This window comes from Lachnospiraceae bacterium JLR.KK008, assembly GCA_037015955.1.
In the GTDB taxonomy this organism is placed as follows: Bacteria; Bacillota; Clostridia; order Lachnospirales; family Lachnospiraceae; genus VSOB01.
Window position 1 is genome coordinate 251,985 of the sequence record CP143548.1, and the last position, 22,728, is coordinate 274,712.

A 22,728-nucleotide genomic window follows, 5' to 3' on the forward strand; every position below is an offset into this window, starting at 1 on the left:
AAGAATGTATGCTTTGTTTAGAATTAGAAAGGAAGTGTATAGTGGAGTTTTTAGAAGTTGTGAAGAAAAATGTTGAGAATATAGGTAAAACAACTTTAACAATTGCGGGTGGTTTATTTACTATTCTCTCAATAGTGTTATCATTCATAACGTGGGAAGATGTGGGAATAACAAATATTTATGTAAAAATCTTGATTTTTTTATCAATTTTAGGTGTAGCATTGATTATGAGTATTTTATGGATATGCATAATAAAAAGAAATTATCTGATTTGGGATAATGGAGATGGAAAGATAAATATTTGTTATGCTGATATTATGAAATTGGGATTTCCTAAAAAAGATAAGACAAAGAAAATTGTAGTTATTCCTGTAAATACATGTTTCGATACTATTGTTGATGAAAACTTATCCTTATATGACAAACCACTTGTATCACCTACAACAGTTCATGGTTTGTGGGTAAAGAACATGATAAAACATGGATTCCAGGTAAGCGATATAGATTCTGCAATAGATAACTATCTTTCACTAAAAGGCATTATGCCTATTAAAGAGTTGAGTGAACAAGAAAAGAAACGTGGGAAACGAAAATGCTTTGAAAATGGAACGATAGTTGTTGTTGAAGGAAAAAATAATATTGAGTTTTTTCTATTGGCATTATCAGAATTTGATGAAAACAATAAAGCCCAGGCTTCAAAAGAAGAAGTTATTAAATGTTTGAAAAAGCTATTGGAATTTTATGATATAAATGGACAAGGGTATCAAATGTATATAACATTGATGGGAACTGGCAGGTCAAGAGCGGGTTTAACGCATTATGACTCGCTTCAAATTACAAAATCAGTACTTTCATTGTATAATGAAAAAATACATGGAACTATTAACATAGTAGTTTATCAAAAAGATAGAAATAAAGTATCTATCTTCGCTTAAATATGAGAGGAGAAATATTATGTACAGAACAAGGACATATATTGCGGCTGATTGGTCAGGAGATTACGATGCGGTGGAACAGTTACATAAATGGAATAATAGTAAGCATTGGAGTTTATCTTTTACAGATGCTCATGATTTAATGCAAGCACGAGATAATAGTTTGAATTGTAGTATCAAATCTTCGCTGAATAAAAGATTAGATGCTTCTAAAGCTTTCGTTTTGATTGTGGGTAATAATACAACAACAGTGCGAAGTGGAAGTTGTCAGTATTGTGGAAGTTACAATAGTTATACACACTCATGTGGACGAGGTTATTCTGTCGATTATCGAAGTTACGTCGAGTATGAATGTGAGAAAGCTGTTAGAGATGGCTTGAAAATTGTTGTTTTATATAATGCGGCAACAGTAAATAAGTCTAAATGTCCAGATGCGGTAAAAAACGTTGGAACTCATACAGCCATGTGTTATTATGAAAATGGACAGTATTATTGGGATTATCAAGCGGTTAAAAATGCTATTGGATAAATTCTCATTAGTGTTTGAATAAATAGGGAGCTTGGATGGAAGCCAATGATTTGGGTAAAATACTTATAAACCGTTCATGGCTTTTCTTATCAAAATTGCTTATAATTTAATACATAGCATATAGCTATTATCCGCAGTTACAAAGCAGATGTTATCAACAGCGATAACAAAATGATAACATTAGCTCATATAGGCAGGATAATATGGATAAATCAAATTATCAAAAGAAATGTAAACACGACAATGAATAATCTCTAAACAAAATTGATTAGTAATTGTCGAGTTTGAATAGTAAACAGAGAGCCGGGAATCCGCATAAACAGCGGACTTTCCGGCTTTTGATGTGGGGCGTGATACCTTTTTGATACCTATATTCTCAAATAAACTTATTTAGTATATTTCCTAAATAACGTTGCAGTAAATAACATCATGATTATAGAACCGCATAATAGTTCGACAGACATAGCTATTTGCGTAATACCAGATGTGGGAGCAGCACTGCCTTGTCCTACGGTTATAAGTGTAAAAAAGCTGAAATATAGACTTTGGAGCCAATCAAATATTGTCTGACGATTAATATCAAAAATGCAATTTCTAAAATAATTGATTGAACAAGTAGAGGAGTTGGGTGTAAATCCAGTAAACATATAAATAAAGCTGAATAATAGTATTAAAAAGATTATGCATTATAAATGCTTTGAATGGTTTTTCTCCATACCCTATTATTGCCTCTAATAAATAGTAAGGGAAAGCAGATATGCCTTTTTTGCTTCTTGTTTCCGCTCTTTTGCGTTGATAATAAAAATTAGCTATATGATTATCATCTTCCCGTATATGATTGGAAGTCCATATTTGTTCTACTGCATAAAATGTATCAGCAATTTCGCCATATGTCGAAGATTTGAATAATTTATATGTCCTATATTGACGAATTGTAAAATTAACAATGTCATGATAGCAAAAAGCAGTAATTTTGCACCTTGAATCAACATGAAAATCCTCCATTGAACCACGAAATATAATGTTGAAGTTATGTGAGGGTGAAAGAATGGAAGTCTGATTCATGATTGTCTTTCCTAAAAATACAACATGATTAAAATTCATTCTATGAAATACACATTTGCATAGGGTCATACTGTCAAAGATAGTGTGGGATAAAGAACCTATGCTGAAGAAAATATTATCTAAATTACATTTTTTAAAATGGCAATTATAAAAGTCACATGCGCTAAATCCTTGTTTAAAATCTGGAACTATAAAAAGACTTGGTGTTTTACAAGAAATTATATTTAAAAAATCGCAATTTCTAAAAATGCAATTATGGAAACATATCTTCTCTAAACAAATAGATTCAAAAATTACGTTATTGAATGTTATTCCCTCAAAAAAGGTTGAGGGCTTTATAGACGTAACTTTTAATTTGGGTAATTTGCTTAAAAATGCTTCTTGACCACTAAAATTATAATTATATTCTTTGTCAGGAAAACGTTGAAAGAATAATAGTGGTTGTCGAGAGATTTTCTTTGCCCACTCAAAGAAAATCAAATCATATGAATTATCAGTTAATTTTAATTCAGTATTGTAACAAATTTGCGTATATTGGTTATTGTCTTTGAAACTTTTGAAGAAAGGTTCTTTATAATGTACCCATAAGCGTGGACAATCTAATTAGTGTAGTCCCCTCATCTTAGGCATATCGTCAAGTCGGTTCCGACAGATTGGACAGTCACACTAATTGATCCCGCTTCCTTGGACATCAGCACGAATCCTACCCTTTAAATTGGACAGTCTCTTGCTCTGGCATGGTATAGTAGATACAGAAGGAGGATGCCATGAGCAGGAAACAGTTTACCGAAGAGCAGCAGCAAAAGCTGCGCCAGAATCCATATGTTTATAGCGTCACGGCCACGCGCCTTTCCCTCACAAGGGAGTTCAAAGAACTATTCATGGAAGCCTGCAGGGCCGGTGGAACACCCAGGAAGATCCTCGAAGACCACGGGTTCAGCGTTGGATTGATCGGCGAGAGGCGTTTCTTTAGCATCCCGCAGCACATACGCGAGGAATTCAAAAGGCACGGGGGATTCCGCGAGGGCTACAGCAGCCGCAGCAATGGGGGAAATGCCCTGGAAGGCCATCCGTCCGGCGATGACGAACTGAAACAGCTCCGGCATGAAGTCGATTACCTGAAGCAGGAAATGGAGTTCCTAAAAAAAATTTCCTCAATCAGGAATACAGGAAGGTAGGTGCACTGCTGATGAATGGATCCTCTTGCGCCTATGAGATCATCCAGGAAACCCTACAGGCCGCAGGCAACTCCCTGTCAGTCAGCTCCTTATGCTCCATGGCTGGCGTATCCCGGAGCGGATACTACGCCTGGCTCAAGGCTGCACCCATCAGGGAAGCGCAGGAGCAGAGGGACCGTGAGGATTTTGACCTGGTACTGGAAGCCTATCGTATGCGTGGCTATTCCAAAAGGGCAAAAGGCATATATATGGCCCTCCTCCATATGAACCCCCCGGTCATCATGAACCTCAAAAAAATACGGAGGCTCATGGACAAATACAACCTGTCATGCCCTGTTCGCAAGGCAAACCCCTACCGAAGGATGGCCAGGACCCTGAAGACCAGCAGCGTAGCGGACAACCTGCTGCGACGCGAGTTTGAATGCTACGGCCCGCGGATGGTGCTGCTGACGGACATCACGTACCTTCCATACAATGGGACGTTCGCCTACCTGTCGACCATGCTGGACGCATTCACGAAGCAGATCCTGTCGTATGTCCTCAGCCCGTCATTGGAAGTGGACTTCGTCCTGGAAACAGTAGAGCAGCTTATCAAAAGGCATGGTATCTCGCTCCATGCCGAGACGGTCATCCACAGCGACCAGGGATGCCATTATACAAGCCACAAGTTTATTGATATCGTGCAGGACAAAGGGCTCAGGCAGTCCATGTCACGCAAGGGCAACTGCTGGGACAATTCGCCGCAGGAAAGCTTCTTCGGCCATATGAAAGACCACATAAAAGACAAGATCGCGGCCTGTTCCTGCTATGGAGATGTCAAGGTGGTCGTGGACGATTACATGGACTATTACAATAAGCAGCGTTACCAGTGGCACCTGGCAAAACTATCGCCAAATGAATACTATCAGTTCGTCACAAGTGGGATCTGCCCACTGGATGTCCCAAACACACCGGCGCCACCAGCATATGAGAAGCAGCCGGAAGAGTTGGGCATTCACGCAGCCGACAAGAAAACCGAAAACAATTAAACCCTGCATCACCATGCGGAAGGAGCGGAACCGTTGTCAAGGGAACCGTGGAATACCGTAGCCCGACACGTTTTTGGCCGGGTGAGGATATGCCGCGAAAGTCCCTTGACATAAAGTTCACGGATTACCCTTTTATAAGGAAAAAGGATTATTTCCTTTTTCCTGCCCCCGGCGAGGGCGGGTTCGGGCAGAGCCCGGAGTAAAAGTTTAGGCCAGGGATGCCTGAGCGGCGGGACACCCTTTTCAGAGGGCGTCCCAAGAGTGGATTAGATTTTTTCAATGCGCCAAGGCAAAGTGGTGATCACACGAAATGTCTTATCCATGGCATGGGGTATGGATTGCGTGTAGATGTCCGAAAATCGGGTACTACACAAATTCAAAATGTCCTTGACAAGGGGTACAATTTATATTGTGTTTCAATTTTGGCTTCATATCCCTTGTGTACGCCTGCACAAATTCCCCGAAAGTCATATCCAAGTCAGCCGCTTCTTTCATACGGAAATGATGTTCCCACTCCGTAGCTTCTCTTTTAGTCTTAAAACCTCTCTTGACTTTCCGGCAGTTCTTCCCCGTCCAGTCATAATAATGGAACGATACATACCACGTTCCACGCTGTTCATCTTTATATGCCGCCATAATCCGCCCTCCTTAGTTCGCCGCCTGCGCCATGCCGTAGAATTTTTCTTCATAATATTTTCTGCTGACACGTCCGGCGATTGTAATAAAACCCTTTTCTTCCAGTTCCTCATTCATCTGTCGTACTAATTTGTAAGCAAATGGTTTGGAAACACCCAACTCCTGCGCTACCTCCCCGGCAGTTACAAATAGTTCATTCCTCATTCAATATCCTCCTTTTTGTTTAGCGTTTTTGTTAAGTTCTGTATTTGAATTATACTTAACATTTCTGTTATTGTCAATAGCCTATTTGTTAAACTTATCTTTTTTATTAAATTTAGCATTTCTGATAAGTTTTTATTGCTGTATTATCTGAATTATGCTAGAATATATGGAGAATACAGAATTGAGAGGTCAGCTATGGACGTAACGATACGAAAAATACAAAAACAGGAATATCCGTTACTGGATAATTTTCTATATGAAGCAATTTTTGTTCCAGAGGGTATCGAACCTCCACCTAAAACCATCATTACATCTCCAGAATTACAGGTTTATGTTGAGCGTTTCGGGGAATCCAAAGATGATTGGGGATTAGCAGCAGAGGTTGACGGTAAGATTGTCGGTGCTGTTTGGGTTCGCAGTATGAACGATTACGGACATATAGATGCTGAAACGCCCTCTTTGGCAATCTCTCTTTATAAAGATTACCGGGGCTTTGGCATTGGAACGGCTATGATGAAAGAAATTCTTGCCCTGCTTAAATCACATGGGTACAGTCGGGTTTCTCTTTCTGTTCAAAAAGCCAATTATGCGGCAAAGATGTATTTAAAGATTGGTTTTGAGATTGTAAAGGAGAACGAGGAAGAATATATTATGGTGTACTACCTATAACAAATTTATAAATAAATTGGAGAAAGGACATTCCATTTATGAGAATCCGACCATATATACCAAGCAAAGATTACGAATATGTATCAAAATGGATTGATGACGAAAGAACTCATGCTTTTTGGTGTGCAAATCTTTTGCCCTACCCCATGACACAAAAATCTTTCCATGATTTATTAGAGAAAAATGCAATGGACTGGACGGACAGTGCTTATGTCGCAACAGAAAACAGCGGACAGGCAGTAGGCTTCTTCTGTTATTCTGTCAATACAGCAGACAATATCGGTTTTCTTAAATTTGTTATTGTTGATAAAACTAAACGTGGAAAAGGTTACGGAAAAGAAATGCTGAATCTAACTCTGCAATACGCTTTTCAGATAAGTGGAGCAAAAGCGGTTCAACTAAATGTTTTCAATGAAAACACATTAGCGAAACAATGTTATGAAAAAATCGGCTTTGTTGAAAGAAAGATTGATAAAGATGTATTTGCATATAAAGACGAGTTGTGGAGCAGATGCAACATGATAATTTCAAAACAATCATTCTAATTTTCAGAAAGGAAACATGACTATGGTATTAGGAGAACGGATAAAGAGAATACGCACGTTCCGGGGCTTGACACAGCGTGAACTAGGCTTGAAATTGGGATATGAGGAACGCAATGCTGATGTTCGTATCGCACAATATGAATCCGGCTATCGTGTTCCCAAAAACAACACTTTAATGGAAATGGCAAAGATACTGAACGTCAATTATATTCACTTTATTGGTGTTACCCCCGGTTGCGCCGAGGATATTATGCTCACATTCCTTTGGCTTGATGAAGACGACCGCAGCACGATCCATTTATTTCAGCTTGTCCGTAATCCCGGCAAATGCAACGCTTCTGATGATAAGTCGGTGCGTTACTATGACAATGATGACTGGCCTGCTCATGCTCCAGTGGGTATGTGGCTAGAGTACGGTTTAGTCAATGATTTCATGCGAGAGTGGTGTCTGCGGAAAGAGCAGCTAAAAAGCGGAGAGATTTCAGAGGACGAGTATTTTGAATGGAAAATCAACTGGCCTGCTACAAGTAGCAGTGTTGATGAAAAAGGGAATGACAAGAAAAATAATAGTTATAAATGGAGAAAACCATAATGTCAAAACGCAAATATATAAACGCATTAGCTAAACATTTTTGCAACTCACTTCATATCGCTTCATATGACCTAAAAAAATGTATATGGTTATGGGTTATTTATATAAAACACATTATAATCCAAAAGAAGTATGAACCCAAAGTAAATTGTACCCCTTGTCAAGGACATTTTGAATTTGTGTAGTACCCGATTTTCGGACATCTACACGCAATCCATACCCCATGCCATGGATAAGACATTTCGTGTGATCACCACTTTGCCTTGGCGCATTGAAAAAATCTAATCCACTCTTGGGACGCCCTCTGAAAAGGGTGTCCCGCCGCTCAGGCATCCCTGGCCTAAACTTTTACTCCGGGCTCTGCCCGAACCCGCCCTCGCCGGGGGCAGGAAAAAGGAAATAATCCTTTTTCCTTATAAAAGGGTAATCCGTGAACTTTATGTCAAGGGACTTTCGCGGCATATCCTCACCCGGCCAAAAACGTGTCGGGCTACGGTATTCCACGGTTCCCTTGACAACGGTTCCGCTCCTTCCGCATGGTGATGCAGGGTTTAATTGTTTTCGGTTTTCTTGTCGGCTGCGTGAATGCCCAACTCTTCCGGCTGCTTCTCATATGCTGGTGGCGCCGGTGTGTTTGGGACATCCAGTGGGCAGATCCCACTTGTGACGAACTGATAGTATTCATTTGGCGATAGTTTTGCCAGGTGCCACTGGTAACGCTGCTTATTGTAATAGTCCATGTAATCGTCCACGACCACCTTGACATCTCCATAGCAGGAACAGGCCGCGATCTTGTCTTTTATGTGGTCTTTCATATGGCCGAAGAAGCTTTCCTGCGGCGAATTGTCCCAGCAGTTGCCCTTGCGTGACATGGACTGCCTGAGCCCTTTGTCCTGCACGATATCAATAAACTTGTGGCTTGTATAATGGCATCCCTGGTCGCTGTGGATGACCGTCTCGGCATGGAGCGAGATACCATGCCTTTTGATAAGCTGCTCTACTGTTTCCAGGACGAAGTCCACTTCCAATGACGGGCTGAGGACATACGACAGGATCTGCTTCGTGAATGCGTCCAGCATGGTCGACAGGTAGGCGAACGTCCCATTGTATGGAAGGTACGTGATGTCCGTCAGCAGCACCATCCGCGGGCCGTAGCATTCAAACTCGCGTCGCAGCAGGTTGTCCGCTACGCTGCTGGTCTTCAGGGTCCTGGCCATCCTTCGGTAGGGGTTTGCCTTGCGAACAGGGCATGACAGGTTGTATTTGTCCATGAGCCTCCGTATTTTTTTGAGGTTCATGATGACCGGGGGGTTCATATGGAGGAGGGCCATATATATGCCTTTTGCCCTTTTGGAATAGCCACGCATACGATAGGCTTCCAGTACCAGGTCAAAATCCTCACGGTCCCTCTGCTCCTGCGCTTCCCTGATGGGTGCAGCCTTGAGCCAGGCGTAGTATCCGCTCCGGGATACGCCAGCCATGGAGCATAAGGAGCTGACTGACAGGGAGTTGCCTGCGGCCTGTAGGGTTTCCTGGATGATCTCATAGGCGCAAGAGGATCCATTCATCAGCAGTGCACCTACCTTCCTGTATTCCTGATTGAGGAAATTTTTTTTAGGAACTCCATTTCCTGCTTCAGGTAATCGACTTCATGCCGGAGCTGTTTCAGTTCGTCATCGCCGGACGGATGGCCTTCCAGGGCATTTCCCCCATTGCTGCGGCTGCTGTAGCCCTCGCGGAATCCCCCGTGCCTTTTGAATTCCTCGCGTATGTGCTGCGGGATGCTAAAGAAACGCCTCTCGCCGATCAATCCAACGCTGAACCCGTGGTCTTCGAGGATCTTCCTGGGTGTTCCACCGGCCCTGCAGGCTTCCATGAATAGTTCTTTGAACTCCCTTGTGAGGGAAAGGCGCGTGGCCGTGACGCTATAAACATATGGATTCTGGCGCAGCTTTTGCTGCTGCTCTTCGGTAAACTGTTTCCTGCTCATGGCATCCTCCTTCTGTATCTACTATACCATGCCAGAGCAAGAGACTGTCCAATTTAAAGGGTAGGATTCGTGCTGATGTCCAAGGAAGCGGGATCAATTAGTGTGACTGTCCAATCTGTCGGAACCGACTTGACGATATGCCTAAGATGAGGGGACTACACTAATTAGATTGTCCACGCTTATGGGTACATTATAGGTCTCCTTCCCACAGATACTTTGCACCATCCAGCAGGTCAATAATAGCTGTCAGCATATTGGTGTATTCAGTCTGTAATTCCTTAATGGATTCCAAAGAAGGAAGCGCATCAGGAGTAACATCGTTTGCGGTAAATTCTTTTTGCATTTTAAGTAATTGCAGATACAGCGCATTGACAGTCTGTACTAAAGGATATATGGTTTCTTTCTTACCGACAACGCAGATGCGGTTGTAAATGCAGGAACGGACAAAGTAATCTTTTTTCATCATTCCACTGGCAAGAATGCGAGCTTCGATTTGTTTTCGTTCGGCATCGGTGATTCTGAAACTAATGGTTGGATTTTTATGTTTGTTGCTCATAGCAGTGCTCCTTTCGCTTTGACAGTGGCAACGGGTGTAATAGATAGCCTGACAGCCACATGGATTTATTTGTTGTAAGTAATAAAAAAGTAGATTATATCAAGCCGATGGAAAATTATCGGTGCAGATACTGCAACTAATTTGCTACTGAAAACTTTGAAAACGATGCGAAAAGAGTAATATTTGGCGAAATAGATGTATCTGAAACGTAGGAAATATCAGCATTTGAGAGTTGCTGATAAAAACTTCGGGAAGAGTTTGAGTAGTCTGAGGTGAGCCGTGGAGCCAGTAAAATCAAGGCTTTGCAGCTTTTTTTCTCATTTTATTGCATTACGATTGCATTTTTTATTTTACTTCTTTGTGATAGGCTGCGGTGTGCTGGTTGCTCGTATAGTCTGCAACGCTTTGCGTGGCAGGCGTATATTGCAGTATCCCGGTCAGCTTATTGGCAACTTCAAGATTGGTGTTAGGATACAGATGACCATAGGTTCCCAGGGTTGTCTGTATTTTTTCATGCCCCAGACGCTCTTTGATCAACAGGGGATTTTCGCCCATGCTGATGAGCAGGGAGGCATGGGAATGCCTCAGTGCATGGATTTTAATGCGGTGTACACCGGCAAGCACGGCAAGTTTTTCCAGTGCCCGTGGCAGGGTATGCTTGCTGGTTGGTATGCCGTTGTAGCTTAACACATAGTCACAGTTTTTCAGTACCTTTTTCTGGACTTCCTGCCATGCCTTCAGTTCCCTTATGGTATCCTTGTTGAGCTGGTATAATAAAGTTGTAACACCGAACCGGAAATAAATGATACATTTATACACGGGAGGAGAGACAACTGCTTATGGCAAATACAAATAAAAAGTATGAACCAGAATTTAAAAGAAAAATAGCCCGTCTTTATCTGGAAGGCGGAAGAACCATCGAAAGTATTAACAAGGAATACCATCTGGGTGACGGTACTATGCGTATCTGGGCACGCAAGTACCAGGAAGAATGCGCAGACAGCCCAACACAAAAAGAAGAATTGGATACCCTGGCAGAGATCAGGCGGTTGAAAAAAGAATTGGAAGACAACGGCATCAGGGTGAATTTGGTGTCCGCCGGCTGTTGAGGCGTTTCAAGCTGTGCCCAAACGGCTATTATAACTATTTAAAACACAGGAAGGCAGGTACCAAGCCGGCCGGGAAAAAGCATTTAATGCCATCGTGGATATTTACCGTACCTATTCAGGACGTCCGGGATACCGTATGATGCGTGTATTCCTGGAACGCCGCAATATTACCTTAAGCGCAGTGAATGTCCATAAATACATGAAGGAGCTGGGGCTTAAGTCTGTTGTGGCACCCAGAAAACCCCATTATGTAAAAGGAGAATGTTATAAAAAATTGGAGAATCTTCTGGAACAAAAATTTGAAGCGCAACGGCCAAACCAAAAATGGTGTACAGATTTTACATACTTATATTTAAAAGAAGGGGAAAAGCGGTATAACTGCAGCGTGATTGATTTATATGCCAAATCGGTAGTTGCAACTAAAAACAGCAGCCGTATAGATGCCAAACTGGCAATTGATACATTAAAACTGGCGATGGAAAGGAAGGTCATAAAGGAAGGGCTGATCCTTCACAGCGATCGGGGTTGCCAATACACATCCAGGATTTTTACGGAATACTGCGAAGGGAATGGGATTGTCCAAAGCATGAGCAGAGCGGGCTGCCCATATGACAATGCACCAATGGAAAGTTTTTATGGAACATTGAAAGCGGAATTGATAAGACAAAACGAGTTTACAGATGATGAGCATTTGAATGAAGCAATCATGGAATATTCCTATGTGTGGTATAACCATATGCGTAGGCATTCGAGTAATGGTTACATGACGCCGTTTGAAAGACGAAACAGTGATACAAATAAACCATAAATTTTCCGGATCAGTGTTACAAAAATGCTTGACCAGCTCAATGATAAATCGTTTCATGCGCGGATACGCGTGAGAGGAAATAAGAACGACTGTATGCAGGACAGCGGTTTATGTGGTAATATAAAGGCGGGGAACACAGCGCAAAATGATCTTGCAGAATGGGCAGTCCTGCAGTTACGGCAGGATCAGAGGGAAGCAGAGAAAGCAGCAGATTACACGGAAGCAGCGGGCGAGAAAGCACAGGGCGGACAGAATAATTACGGACAATATAAGGTTGTGCGCAGATGGGAGAAAGTCGGTGAAGAAATGCCAGATAATCTACATAGGCGTAAGGGAAATGAGAAAGCGAGGGGAACAAAAATGCCATATATTACAGTAGAAAGCGGAGTATTATCAGATGAGCAGAAAGAAGAGTTGATCAGGCGCCTGACGGAAGTGTCTTCCGAGATTATGAAAGTGCCGCAGGAATTTTTTGTCACTACGATCAAGGAACTGCCGGATCAGAATTTTGGCATTGGCGGCAAGACGATCGATAAAGTGAAAGCGGAGTACAGGAAGAAGCATTCATAGCTTTTATTATATGACTGCCGTCCATAACCCCGCCCTGTCATAGGGCGAGGCCGCATTCAAAAGCGAGGACCATATATTTCTCTGCGTCAGAGAGACCATAGGAACACAGATCTCTGATCTCCCATATATCGGAACTGAGGCTATCAGCTCCATATAAAAACTGAATCAATGGGAGGTGTCTGTATCTGGCAACAGCCAGCATAGAGGCGCATTCCATTTCCACGGCAAGGCAGCCTTCTTCCTTGCGCTCTTTGATGGCGGAGAGTGTTTCTCTGTAGATCGCGTCCGATGTCCATGTTTTGCCTTTTACATAGGAGTAGCCACAGGCTGTCAAAACGGATTCCAATATCCGGACGGAGCGGGTGTCCATGGGGACTTCCGCTGAAGGAGCCATATAATGATAACTTGTGCCCTCATCGCGAATCGCGGAAACAGGGACGATGATATGATCCTTTACTTTCTCGTCGTCGAGGACGCCGCAGGAGCCGAACAATACAAACTTTTTTGCACCCATGGCGATGATTTCCTCGAAACAGGAAACGCAGGCGGGCGCGCCTACCATAGAGCGATAGAAAGCGATCGGCGTATTCTTATAATTGATCTGATAGACCGGCAGGACACCGTTTGCAGAGCTAAGTTCTGCTATTTTCTTCGTACCGTCCAGGGAACAAAATTTCTGAATGATCGGTTCGGAAAAGGTGGAGACACAGATTGCCGGAAAATTGTCTATCTTTTTTGTGGTGTCGGCAGGGCTGAATAAGGCCGGTTCGGAAATTTCAGTTCGTTGAAAGATTGTTTGCATGTTTATACACCTCAATACGGTCAATTTAACGTTGTCTTATTCTATATTCTGACATATCGTAAACAATTACGCAATGATATTTTATAGCTCCGGGCACAGGTTGATGAGAGATGCGGTTTCTGACCGCCGTGATTGTTGCCGGGTTTCCATATGCAGCGATAAATGAGTCTTTCACGACAGAGTGGAGGACCTTTTTTCTTGGGGAGGATGAGGTGACGGAGAGTTCCGCTTGGATCTGGCCTGAAAACCGCAAGAATTATGAAACGAAAGACATCTGTTTCTGGTATCATAGTTGATATTCTATGCAAGAAGGCTGTTGATGAGGCATTTATGTGAGGGAAAGGGGGATCAGGCAATGCGAAGGCAAAATGAGACTGGAACTGTCATGGAGGCGATAGATTATATGGAAGAACATCTGTCTGAAAAACTGTATCTGGAGCAGATTGCCGAGGCAGTGCACTATTCGAAGTATCATCTGCATCGTATGTTTGTCAGGGAAGCCGGTCTGACCGTTCATGATTATGCACAGCGCAGGAGGCTGACGGAGGCAGCAAGGCTTCTGGCCTTTTCAGACAGGCCGATCATGGAGATTGCTCTGTCTGCCGGATATGAGAGCCGGCAGGCGTTTACAACGATTTTTAGACAGATGTACAAAAAGACACCGAACCAGTTTCGGGAAGAGAGGATCTATTATCCGTTACAGTTAAGATTTAAGTTTAACAGAGATGATGTAAAATCTGAAGACATGTCTTTCTGGAAAAGACAGATCACATTTGCTACTTTGGAGGATATTTCGCAGTGGATGAGTCTGGTGTATCTTGTCATCGATGGGTTTCCGTATCTGCACGAGGCACAGTACCTTGTGCAGCTGCGGGAGGCGATTGTACATCACAGAGCGCTGATCTTAAGGGATGGCGGTACTGTGATCGGTATTATGACGTTTGTGGAAGAGAGTGGAAAAATTGATTTCCTGGGAGTTCATCCCCGGTACAGGAGACAGGGAATTGCTGGAGCATTTTTGGGAAAGCTGCGGGAAGAACTTGTCAGTGCGGATCTGGATATTATGGTAACAACTTTTCGGGAAGGCGACAAAGCGGATACGGGCTATCGCAATATGTTCAAAGCGCTCGGCTTTTCCGAGGCGGAGCTGCTCGTTGAATTTGGGTACCCCACACAACGGTTTATTTTGCGAAAAGAGGACAGGGGGACGGACTGAACTATGAGTGAGATACGATCTGCGGACAAAAATCCATTGGCAGGGGAATTTGACGTCCGGTCACTATTGCGGTTTGCGCTGCCTACGATTGTGATGATGATATTTATGGGGCTTTATACGATTGTGGATACGATCTTTGTCTCACGGTTTGTGAACACGGATGCACTGTCTGCAATGAATATTGTCTGTCCGGTGATCAATCTGATCGTCGGACTTGGGACGATGCTCGCGACCGGAGGGAGTGCCATCATCGCCCGCAAAATGGGAGCGGGTGACGGGAAGCGGGCCTCGGAGGATTTCACGCTTCTTGTCAGTGCGGGTGCGGTGACAGGACTGCTCCTTTCATTCTGTGGGCTTTGCTTTCTCTCCTCTGTCATATGGGGGCTTGGCGCAAGTCCGCGGCTTTTTCCCTATTGCCGGGAATATTTGCTTCTTTTACTGCTCTTTACGCCGGCCTGTATCCTGCAGGTTCTTTTTCAGAATCTGTTTGTGACGGCAGGGCGCCCCGGACTGGGGATGGCGTTGGCGGTCAGTGCGGGGGCAGTCAATGTCTTTCTTGATTACTTTTTTATCGTTGTACTGCACATGGGGATTGGGGGATCGGCTCTTGGCACAGGAATCGGCTATCTGATCCCGACATTGGCAGGTCTGCGTTTTTTTATGAGGAATAGCGGGACGCTGAGATTTCGAAGACCACAGTTTGACTGCTCCGTGCTCACGGAGAGCTGCTTGAACGGTTTTTCCGAAATGGTAAGTCAGATGGCGGCGGCAGTCACCACGTTTTTATTTAACAGAATTATGATGCGGTTATTGGGGGAAAACGGAGTGGCAGCGGTCACGATCATGATCTATAGTCAGTTCCTGCTGACAACTTTGTACATTGGTTTTTCGATGGGAGTGGCACCGGTCATCAGCTATCACCACGGGGCGGGAGACAGACTGCGCCTGCGAAAGATCAGTAAGCGCTGTCTCTTGTTTGTAATGATTCTGTCGGTCATTGTATTTGGAGCAGCGATGTTGCTGGGGGCACCTCTGGTCGGTATGTTCTCGAAAAAAGGGACGCAGGTTTACAGCATTGCGCGGCAGGGATTTCTGATCTTTCCCTTTGGCTTCCTGTTTTGCGGGATCAATATTTTTGCCTCCGCATTCTTTACGGCCTTGTCAAATGGAAAAGTGTCGGCAGTCATCTCTACGCTGCGCACTTTTGTGCTGCTCATTTTCTTTCTGCTCATCCTGCCGCCGCTTTTTCAGGAGACCGGCGTCTGGCTGGCGGTTCCCCTGTCGGAATTGCTGACAATGTCTGCTGCGGTCGTCTTTTTTGTACGGGAACTGTGAAGTCAGTCCGTTTTTCTTTTTTTCATCACATAGTTGACGAGAAAGATTCCCTGCCGTTCGACCTGCTGCGCTCTGATTGTCCGGTACCCTCTTTTTTCAAAAAAAGGTTTTGCGGTAATTGATGCGTGGACGGTGATTTCTCCGGCAGTCGTCTGTTCCAGTTTCTCGCAGATCATGGTTGCGATTCCCCGGCCTTGGTAGTCTTTATGAACATACAGCCGGTCGAGATAGCCGGCAGGGTCGATGTCGCCAAATCCCACGATCTTTTTGTCGAGGGTAGCGACAAGACTGTAATGGCTCTGCAGAGACCGATTCCATTTTTCCGCATCAATCGTTCCGGTCGCCCAGGCGTTCAACTGCTTCGCGGTATAATCTCCGGCATTGACGGTGTGAACGGTGTCATAAAAAAGTTCTGCGAGGATCGCGCAGTCTGCGGGTTGGTATTTTCTTAAGATAATCATTGTAACAGTATATCATATTTTCCTGGGATATGGGCTGTGAAAGTCAGGGATCTGTGTGATAAGATAAGAAGAAAGAAAAATCAGGAGGCGAAAAGAGCGTTATGCAGGAAATAAAGTGTCCGAGCTGCGGGGAACTCTTTGTGGTCGATGAAACCGGTTATGCGCAGATCGTTCAGCAGGTCAGGGATAAAGAGTTTGAAAATGAATGTAAACGGCGCGAAAAGGAAATCGAAGAGAAAAAGGAAAGGGAACAAAAGCTCGCAAGGATGGAACAGGAAAGGCAGTTCGGTGAGGCGCTTTCATCCAAAGACGCGGAGATCTTTGAGAAAGAGAAGGTGATCGAACAGTTGAGATCTCAGATCGCGGGAAAGGAAACGGAGAAACAGCTCGCGGTCAGAGAGGTCGCGAGTGAGAAGGAAAAGGAACTTTTTCAAAAAGACGCCAAAATCCTGGAGCTGAAAAGTCAACTGTCCAGTAAAGAAGCGGAACATGAATTAAAGGAACGGTCTCTGCACGAACAATATGAGGACAAGCTCAGACTGAAGGAAGAACAGATCGAATACTACAAAGATTTTAAGGCGAGACAGTCCACAAAGATGGTGGGAGAAAGTCTGGAGCAGCACTGCCTGAATCAGTTTAACTCTCTGCGGATGACTGCTTTTCCGGCCGCATATTTTGAGAAAGACAATGATGTGAAAGCGGGAAGCAAAGGGGACTTTATCTTTCGGGAGTCTGCGGACGGAGTGGAATTTATCTCCATCATGTTTGAGATGAAAAATGAGATGGATCAGACTGCTACCAAACATAAAAACGAAGATTTCTTTAAGGAGCTTGACAAGGACAGGCGTGCAAAGCAGTGTGAGTATGCGGTGCTTGTCTCCCTGCTGGAGATCGACAACGAATTGTATAATAACGGCATCGTGGATGTTTCCTATAAATACGAAAAAATGTACGTGATCCGGCCGCAATTTTTCATCCCGATGATCACGCTGCTGCGCAACGCGGCCCTGAATTCTCTGCAATATCGCCGGGAACTGGAGATGGCGAAACATCAGCAGGTCGACATTCTTCACTTTGAAGAAAATATGAATGCGTTTAAAGAAGGATTTGCGAGAAATTACAGGATTGCCAGCGATAAATTCAAGACGGCGATTGATGAGATTGACAAAACGATCTCTCATCTGCAAAAGACGAAAGAGGCACTGCTGTCATCCGAAAACAATCTCCGGCTGGCAAATAACAAGGCGGAAGATCTCAGTATCAAACGGTTGACGAAAAATGCGCCAGCGGTAAGAGAGATGTTTGAAGAGATCCATAGAGCATAAGTATTAAGAGAGCATCTCAGCGGTTTTTCTTCATTGTCTCGATGTAGTCGGCAACAGGAAAGCTCGACTTGGGCGCATGGGCATTCAGATATAATGGGTGATGAGGATGACCGGCTTTGGAAAGACGACCGAACGTGATCCAGTTGTAACCGGAAGTGACCGCATGGATGTTCGACAGGCAATCCAGTAAATAGCGGCGTTTGGTGATCAGTGTTCCCCATGCGGCCCAGATCTCCGGGATGTCGTAGCGGCTGAGGAGGGAGCTGATTATGCGCCGGTTTTGTTTGTCAAGATCACTGTTTAGCTGCTGGTGCATTCCATTGGGGTCTGTGGAGCGCTGGGGATAAAGGTTTATCATGATCCATCCGTCGTAATTGTTGTTTTGGGCGATTCTGGCGACGGACTGCAGCGTCGGGTCCAGTTTTTCCGGGGACGCGGTACTGGGATTGACGCCGATGCAAAGAAGCGGTGATCTGGCGCAGTGCCCGAGAGAAAAACGGCATAAATTGTCAGCGTCCGTGTCGTAGATCCAGGTTTGGTCTGTCATAGATTGTCCTCTTTGATAATCTGTAGTCTTATGTTTATATCTGACACATATTATAGCATACAAGGAACAAAATTTAAACATAAAGTTCCGCATAAGTAATTACTTTTCTATATTGTATTATAATTACTATATGATATAATTAAACGAACAGGAAGGTGATAGATTTGGAAATGTATGAGAATAAAACGTACAAAGCACAGATGTTCAATCGGGGGCAGTCGGCGAAAGTTTTCAAAGAAGTGGTTGAAGGTGATCTGCCTGCGTGCGTAATACGGAACAGTGAACCCTATGTGGCAATTCTGAAATATGAATCTTATTTAAAGTTAATAAAAAAGGCACAAAAATATGATGAAATGGAGGAACGGCACAATGTTAAGTGATGTATCGTTGGAAATTATTCAGAAATGTCTCAATGGATGTGTTCATTGCTCGTCCTATTCGAACTGTGCTTCAGAAACGATTTTGGGTCTTAAGACCATAAAAATTGTCATAGATGATTTTGTGCATCTGGGAGTGAAAAGATTGTGCCTGTCAGGTGGAGAACCATTTTTGCATCCGGATATTATTAGTATCGTTCAGTATGCTTCAGGTAAAGGATTGCTGACAGATGTCTATTCAAGCGGAATCACAGGAAAAGATGGTGATTATCATCCGATCAATCGAGCGACGCTTTATGAATGTAAGATGGCCGGGATAAACAGGATAATGTTTAATCTTCCGGCGGCACATGAGGAAATCTATGATGAAATCATGCAGACGCATCATAATTTTGGTCAGGTGATTGAAAGTATCAAGAGAGCACAGGCGTGTGGGATTGAGACCGAGATCCATTTTGTTCCGATGAAAAAAAATAAAAACGAGATAGAAAGTGTTGTCTTATTGGCAGACCAGTTGGGTGTTTGTCAGGTCAGCTTTCTGAAATTAGTTCTTCATGGACGAGCCAAGTTATATGAAAAAGAGATTATGTTAGAAGAAGAGGAACAGAAATATGTTCAGGAAAAATTATATGAGATTAAAAACAAAGGCGGAAAAATTAGAATTGGTTTGCCATTATCGTATCCTCAAAATGATAATAGATGCCATGCGGTGAAAGGGAAATTATATATAAAGTTTGACGGCAGCGTTTTTGGATGTGAAGCATTTAAATATATTCGATTCTATGACGAGCATGAACAGGAAATCATACCAAATCGTATTCAGGATAAAAGAGTTTCAGAGATTGTGGAAACTTCTGATTATCTTAAAAGGAGCAAGGAATTGATTGAAAAATATTCATACAGGGATTCTGGGTGTGAAAACTGTCCTGTGCAAAAGTATTTGAAGGAGACGAAAAATGATGTTTAACATTAATGACAAAAATTTAATTAGTGATATAAATAGAGATTTTTGTGAAGAAATTAAGAAAAGAGAAGAAATGTTTGCAAAGAAGAAGTTTAAACATCCATTGGATGACGAAGTAAGAGAATTGTTAAAAGCCCTGATTATTGATGAAAAAGATACGATAGAATATTCCCAAGTCAAACAAGTTGACAGATTGTGGATTATGTTGATCAACAAGGCGATCATATGCCTGCGTTTTTTTGACAAGAGAGAGCCTTTTTTGAATAATCAGGATAAAAAACCAGTGGCATATGGGATCAATAAACTGGAACAATATCATGAAAGGTATGCTTCGTTTGAAAGTCTGCTTTATGGAGCGAGCTCCTATTACAGAGATCATGTGTTTCATGTGGTTCGTACATGGATGCTTGGTGTATTCTGCCTGCTTAAATCGATCAAAAGCAATGGTGAAAAACTGATAGATCAGATTACGATTGATGGATGCGCCGATGATACATTCAGTTCTGACATTAACTTTTTTGAAAAGATAAGTATGTGGACATTGATTGCATTGTGTCATGATCTTGGTTACCCACTGGAAAAATCTCAGCAGATTCTGGATAAGACACAAAAAATGATGAAAGAGTTTATTCCGAACCCTAATATCTGGAATAATTTTGGCTTCAGCGGTGTACAGGATAACATCAATGAGTACATAATTAAATTTATGAGTACGAAAATGATGTTAGTAAAAACAGATTGTACACGGCTCCGAAAGAATCCGAATAACGAGGAGCATGGGGAAGCACAGTATTCACGGGAGGATAATCTGTATTATGGAAGAGTTCAGCCTAAGTACTATTTAAAATATACCAAATCCCTGGAGCATTTTGATCATGGTGTTATTAGTTCTGTGATTATATATAAAATGTTGCTTTACTTTTTGGAGTCGGATTTTAATCTGAATGATGACTATGAATATAAATACGAAGATGCAAGGCAATTTTATATAAGAAGGGAAATCTTACGAGCTATGGCATCGCATACCTGTTCAGACATATACAATATCTATCTCACTACATTTTCCAGTATCTTGTTCATTTGTGACGAATTACAAGAGTGGGGAAGAAAGACATGGAATGAACTGTATTCCGGTTTGCAATCGAATGCGGTAAACTTATCGATCGATGAATTTGACCCACAGGCTATCAGTGTAAAAGAAGAGATCAACATGGAACAGGTAGAGGAAGAACAGATATTCATTGATAATATTAAAAGGATTTGGAAAAGGCAGTACGAACATTATAAAGTAATTTTCAGAGATGGCCAGTATACACAGGCTAGAGAATTTAACTATAAAAAAGAAATGGAAATTAAACTGAAGCAGGATGGTACGGATGCTAATCTGCTAAGGATACAATATGAATTAAAAGCGAAAGAAAAAAATTATTTCAGAGTTGATCTAAGTCAATCCTGTCAGTATGGCAACGAGCAGATAAAGAAAAAACTGGAGAAAGAAATCGCATCATCTGATAATGCGGATGAGATCGAAATCACAGCCCGCGCCTGATATAGATCACTCCGTATATTATGAGATAAATAACGAGATATAGCGCTGAGACTATCAGTACCCGCACATATCTCTGCCGGAGTCCGGCCGTATAGCTCCTGGCGGTTTCCTCCGGTTCCACGGTAATGTAAGAACCGCGATCAGATATGGTGAGGACCCGGCGCTGTACCCCGACTCCTGCATCGACTGTATCCTGTCCGAGTGCCCGGCTGCCCGCCTCCTCCTGCCAGCGGTAGCCGCGGCCGGCAGTATCCTGATAATATACCATATAAACAGTGCGGGTAGGGTTCATCCGCCGGTAACGTCCGGTGGCTCCGGTATTTTTAACCTGGATGGGCAATACCTGATACGGGACAAACGTATAGACGCCATTGTCCTCATAGCTGTCTGCCGGAGTGAGGGAAGACATACTTTGTATGGCGACATAGATTGTCGTTCCGGACAAGAGTGCCAGCATGAGACCGATGATGAAGAGTATGGATTTTAACTTTTGCATAGGGTCCTCCTGATAAGCTGTTATATTTTATTATAACGGGCCGGTGGTGTTTTGCAAATGCTTTCCTTCTTTTTTCGTTCCTATCGGATGTCAGTTCGGCTATATTTAGATGGATGTGCAATGTATTTCAGAAAAACGGGAGCATTTGCGAGGTTCAATGGTTGACCTCAGACAGCTTTTTGATGGCTGCGAAAGCGACAGGGGAAAATGCCCTGAGTGTTTTCTAGGATTTTGATATGATTATATCAGCAAGAGAGGGAGAGCGCGCGAATGAAATCCCTTATATAATAGTAAAAAAACATCAAAATAAAGAGGTGAAAAATATGGCTCTGAGTTCATGCGGATCTGTGGCCGACCGACAGGGGAGGGAACTGACAGTCCATGGCACATCGCTGTTTCCGATCGCCTGCTATCGCGATGACTTTGCGGTAGACACTGTTCCCTGGCATTGGCATGATGAACTGGAATTTATCATTGTCGATACAGGGACTGCCGTGGTAGCGGTGGACGGTGAAAACTATCTGATCGGGCAGGGAGACGGCTGCCTGATCAATGGCAAGGCGCTGCACAGTGTCTGGCCGGCTGACACTGATACCTGTCGGCTGCACTCGGCTGTCTTTCACCCAAGACTGGTGGGAGGGAGCATGGAGAGCATTTTCTGGCAGAAATATCTGCAGCCTTTTCTGTCGGACGCAGCCTGCCGCTGTATCTGCTTTGACAGCGCGGTTTCCTGGAATCAGAAGGCGCTGCGGATAATGGAGGACACGTGGCAGACATGTGTGAAAGAACCGCCGGGATATGAATTTGCCGTGCGCAGCACTTTATCAGAGCTGATGTATCTGTTGACAGAGCATCGTTCGGCGATACAGAAAAGCCCCTTGGAGAAGTTTCTGAGAGAGGCGGAACGCATAAAAACAATGCTGCAATACATACAGGATCATTATGGAGAAGCGCTGACGATCGCACAGATTGCGCAGAGCGCGGCGATCAGCGAGAGCGAATGTCTGCGCTGTTTTCGCAGTATGATCGGTTCCACACCCATCCAATATGTAAAACAGCTCCGCGTTCACAGAGCGGCGCAGTTATTGCTGTCTACCGATCAAAAGATAGCGGACATCGGTGCGGCGTGCGGCTTTCAGGAGATGAGCTATTTTGCCAGGACATTTCGGCAGTTAAAAGGGGTCACACCGAGCGAATACAGAAATCAGGCGGAGGCGAAGCCGGTTGGCAGTTGAGATGGGA

Annotated in this window: 26 protein-coding genes and 2 pseudogenes; 17 read left to right on the forward strand and 11 right to left on the reverse strand. The window is 43.4% G+C overall.

Going from position 1 to position 22,728, the window contains the following annotated elements; all coding sequences use genetic code 11:
- Window positions 1-41 precede the first annotated feature (41 nt).
- Window positions 42-935, forward strand: coding sequence for a macro domain-containing protein (locus tag V1224_01240; protein ID WWR16111.1), 894 nt, complete (start codon window positions 42-44; stop codon window positions 933-935).
- Between the two features lie 19 nt (window positions 936-954).
- Window positions 955-1,464: a molecular chaperone Tir gene (locus V1224_01245; GenBank protein ID WWR16112.1), complete on the forward strand. Its 510-nt coding sequence runs from the start codon at window positions 955-957 to the stop codon at window positions 1,462-1,464.
- A 594-nt stretch (window positions 1,465-2,058) separates the two neighbouring features.
- Here the strand turns inward: V1224_01245 and V1224_01250 are convergent.
- Window positions 2,059-2,529, reverse strand: a complete 471-nt coding sequence (locus V1224_01250; GenBank protein ID WWR16113.1) for a hypothetical protein — start codon at window positions 2,527-2,529, stop codon at window positions 2,059-2,061.
- Window positions 2,530-3,296: 767 nt separating this feature from the next.
- Here V1224_01250 and V1224_01255 point away from each other — a divergent pair.
- Both V1224_01255 and V1224_01260 read left to right on the forward strand, forming a co-directional pair.
- Window positions 3,297-3,707: an HTH domain-containing protein gene (locus tag V1224_01255; GenBank protein WWR16114.1), complete on the forward strand. Its 411-nt coding sequence runs from the start codon at window positions 3,297-3,299 to the stop codon at window positions 3,705-3,707.
- Window positions 3,708-3,718: 11 nt separating this feature from the next.
- Entirely contained in the window at window positions 3,719-4,735 is a 1,017-nt protein-coding gene (locus V1224_01260) for an IS3 family transposase (GenBank protein ID WWR16115.1), read from the forward strand.
- Window positions 4,736-5,101: 366 nt separating this feature from the next.
- On the opposite strand, the gene V1224_01265 is transcribed toward V1224_01260, so the two are convergent.
- Window positions 5,102-5,371 (reverse strand): Arm DNA-binding domain-containing protein, encoded by a 270-nt coding sequence (locus V1224_01265; GenBank protein ID WWR16116.1) that lies wholly within the window; start codon window positions 5,369-5,371, stop codon window positions 5,102-5,104.
- A 12-nt stretch (window positions 5,372-5,383) separates the two neighbouring features.
- On the reverse strand, window positions 5,384-5,575 hold the full coding sequence (locus V1224_01270) for a MarR family transcriptional regulator (protein WWR16117.1): 192 nt from the start codon (window positions 5,573-5,575) through the stop codon (window positions 5,384-5,386).
- Window positions 5,576-5,770: 195 nt separating this feature from the next.
- On the opposite strand from V1224_01270, the gene V1224_01275 reads away from it, so the two are divergent.
- The 3 genes from V1224_01275 to V1224_01285 are packed head-to-tail and all read left to right on the forward strand — an operon-like array spanning window position 5,771 to window position 7,381.
- Window positions 5,771-6,244, forward strand: a complete 474-nt coding sequence (locus V1224_01275) for a GNAT family N-acetyltransferase (protein WWR16118.1) — start codon at window positions 5,771-5,773, stop codon at window positions 6,242-6,244.
- A 38-nt stretch (window positions 6,245-6,282) separates the two neighbouring features.
- Window positions 6,283-6,789 carry a GNAT family protein gene (locus V1224_01280; GenBank protein ID WWR16119.1) on the forward strand — a complete coding sequence of 169 codons (507 nt, stop codon included), beginning with the start codon at window positions 6,283-6,285 and terminating at the stop codon, window positions 6,787-6,789.
- Window positions 6,790-6,811: 22 nt separating this feature from the next.
- The gene (locus V1224_01285; protein ID WWR16120.1) at window positions 6,812-7,381 is read left to right on the forward strand and encodes a helix-turn-helix transcriptional regulator; all 570 of its coding nucleotides are present in this window, start codon (window positions 6,812-6,814) and stop codon (window positions 7,379-7,381) included.
- Between the two features lie 551 nt (window positions 7,382-7,932).
- Here V1224_01285 and V1224_01290 read toward each other — a convergent pair.
- The 4 genes and pseudogenes from V1224_01290 to V1224_01305 all read right to left on the reverse strand — a co-directional run bounded on the left by V1224_01290 (window position 7,933) and on the right by V1224_01305 (window position 10,692).
- Window positions 7,933-8,949 (reverse strand): IS3 family transposase, encoded by a 1,017-nt coding sequence (locus tag V1224_01290; protein WWR16121.1) that lies wholly within the window; start codon window positions 8,947-8,949, stop codon window positions 7,933-7,935.
- A gap of 11 nt (window positions 8,950-8,960) precedes the next feature.
- Window positions 8,961-9,371, reverse strand: a complete 411-nt coding sequence (locus tag V1224_01295) for an HTH domain-containing protein (protein WWR16122.1) — start codon at window positions 9,369-9,371, stop codon at window positions 8,961-8,963.
- 190 nt (window positions 9,372-9,561) lie between these two features.
- Window positions 9,562-9,927, reverse strand: a complete 366-nt coding sequence (locus V1224_01300; protein ID WWR16123.1) for a hypothetical protein — start codon at window positions 9,925-9,927, stop codon at window positions 9,562-9,564.
- 345 nt (window positions 9,928-10,272) lie between these two features.
- Window positions 10,273-10,692, reverse strand: a pseudogene (locus V1224_01305) (tyrosine-type recombinase/integrase).
- A 74-nt stretch (window positions 10,693-10,766) separates the two neighbouring features.
- On the opposite strand from V1224_01305, the gene V1224_01310 reads away from it, so the two are divergent.
- The 3 genes and pseudogenes from V1224_01310 to dmpI all read left to right on the forward strand — a co-directional run bounded on the left by V1224_01310 (window position 10,767) and on the right by dmpI (window position 12,414).
- The gene (locus tag V1224_01310; GenBank protein WWR16124.1) at window positions 10,767-11,036 is read left to right on the forward strand and encodes a transposase; all 270 of its coding nucleotides are present in this window, start codon (window positions 10,767-10,769) and stop codon (window positions 11,034-11,036) included.
- A 73-nt stretch (window positions 11,037-11,109) separates the two neighbouring features.
- Window positions 11,110-11,844: pseudogene (locus V1224_01315) on the forward strand (IS3 family transposase).
- A gap of 360 nt (window positions 11,845-12,204) precedes the next feature.
- Window positions 12,205-12,414: a 4-oxalocrotonate tautomerase DmpI gene (gene dmpI, locus V1224_01320; protein ID WWR17399.1), complete on the forward strand. Its 210-nt coding sequence runs from the start codon at window positions 12,205-12,207 to the stop codon at window positions 12,412-12,414.
- A 37-nt stretch (window positions 12,415-12,451) separates the two neighbouring features.
- Here dmpI and V1224_01325 read toward each other — a convergent pair whose 3' ends face one another.
- Window positions 12,452-13,216, reverse strand: a complete 765-nt coding sequence (locus tag V1224_01325; GenBank protein ID WWR16125.1) for a nucleoside phosphorylase — start codon at window positions 13,214-13,216, stop codon at window positions 12,452-12,454.
- Between the two features lie 355 nt (window positions 13,217-13,571).
- Here V1224_01325 and V1224_01330 point away from each other — a divergent pair, with 355 nt between their 5' ends.
- Both V1224_01330 and V1224_01335 read left to right on the forward strand, forming a co-directional pair.
- Window positions 13,572-14,432 (forward strand): GNAT family N-acetyltransferase, encoded by an 861-nt coding sequence (locus V1224_01330; protein ID WWR16126.1) that lies wholly within the window; start codon window positions 13,572-13,574, stop codon window positions 14,430-14,432.
- 3 nt (window positions 14,433-14,435) lie between these two features.
- Window positions 14,436-15,767 (forward strand): MATE family efflux transporter, encoded by a 1,332-nt coding sequence (locus V1224_01335; GenBank protein WWR16127.1) that lies wholly within the window; start codon window positions 14,436-14,438, stop codon window positions 15,765-15,767.
- A gap of 2 nt (window positions 15,768-15,769) precedes the next feature.
- Here V1224_01335 and V1224_01340 read toward each other — a convergent pair whose 3' ends face one another.
- Window positions 15,770-16,225 (reverse strand): GNAT family N-acetyltransferase, encoded by a 456-nt coding sequence (locus V1224_01340; GenBank protein ID WWR17400.1) that lies wholly within the window; start codon window positions 16,223-16,225, stop codon window positions 15,770-15,772.
- Window positions 16,226-16,329: 104 nt separating this feature from the next.
- On the opposite strand from V1224_01340, the gene V1224_01345 reads away from it, so the two are divergent.
- Entirely contained in the window at window positions 16,330-17,553 is a 1,224-nt protein-coding gene (locus V1224_01345) for a DUF2130 domain-containing protein (protein ID WWR16128.1), read from the forward strand.
- Window positions 17,554-17,569: 16 nt separating this feature from the next.
- On the opposite strand, the gene V1224_01350 is transcribed toward V1224_01345, so the two are convergent.
- Window positions 17,570-18,100 (reverse strand): DUF1643 domain-containing protein, encoded by a 531-nt coding sequence (locus V1224_01350; GenBank protein WWR16129.1) that lies wholly within the window; start codon window positions 18,098-18,100, stop codon window positions 17,570-17,572.
- A gap of 170 nt (window positions 18,101-18,270) precedes the next feature.
- Here V1224_01350 and V1224_01355 point away from each other — a divergent pair, with 170 nt between their 5' ends.
- The 3 genes from V1224_01355 to V1224_01365 are packed head-to-tail and all read left to right on the forward strand — an operon-like array spanning window position 18,271 to window position 20,990.
- On the forward strand, window positions 18,271-18,480 hold the full coding sequence (locus tag V1224_01355; GenBank protein WWR16130.1) for a hypothetical protein: 210 nt from the start codon (window positions 18,271-18,273) through the stop codon (window positions 18,478-18,480).
- Window positions 18,470-19,444 (forward strand): radical SAM protein, encoded by a 975-nt coding sequence (locus V1224_01360; protein ID WWR16131.1) that lies wholly within the window; start codon window positions 18,470-18,472, stop codon window positions 19,442-19,444. The genes V1224_01355 and V1224_01360 overlap by 11 nt, the downstream gene beginning before the upstream one ends.
- Window positions 19,434-20,990 (forward strand): hypothetical protein, encoded by a 1,557-nt coding sequence (locus tag V1224_01365; GenBank protein ID WWR16132.1) that lies wholly within the window; start codon window positions 19,434-19,436, stop codon window positions 20,988-20,990. Before V1224_01360 ends, V1224_01365 begins: the two co-directional genes overlap by 11 nt.
- On the opposite strand, the gene V1224_01370 is transcribed toward V1224_01365, so the two are convergent.
- Window positions 20,974-21,486, reverse strand: coding sequence for a hypothetical protein (locus V1224_01370; GenBank protein WWR16133.1), 513 nt, complete (start codon window positions 21,484-21,486; stop codon window positions 20,974-20,976). The genes V1224_01365 and V1224_01370 overlap by 17 nt on opposite strands.
- A 323-nt stretch (window positions 21,487-21,809) precedes the next feature.
- Between V1224_01370 and V1224_01375 the strand changes: the two genes are divergently transcribed.
- Complete coding sequence (locus V1224_01375; protein WWR16134.1) at window positions 21,810-22,721, forward strand: AraC family transcriptional regulator; 912 nt, start codon at window positions 21,810-21,812, stop codon at window positions 22,719-22,721.
- Window positions 22,722-22,728 lie beyond the last annotated feature (7 nt).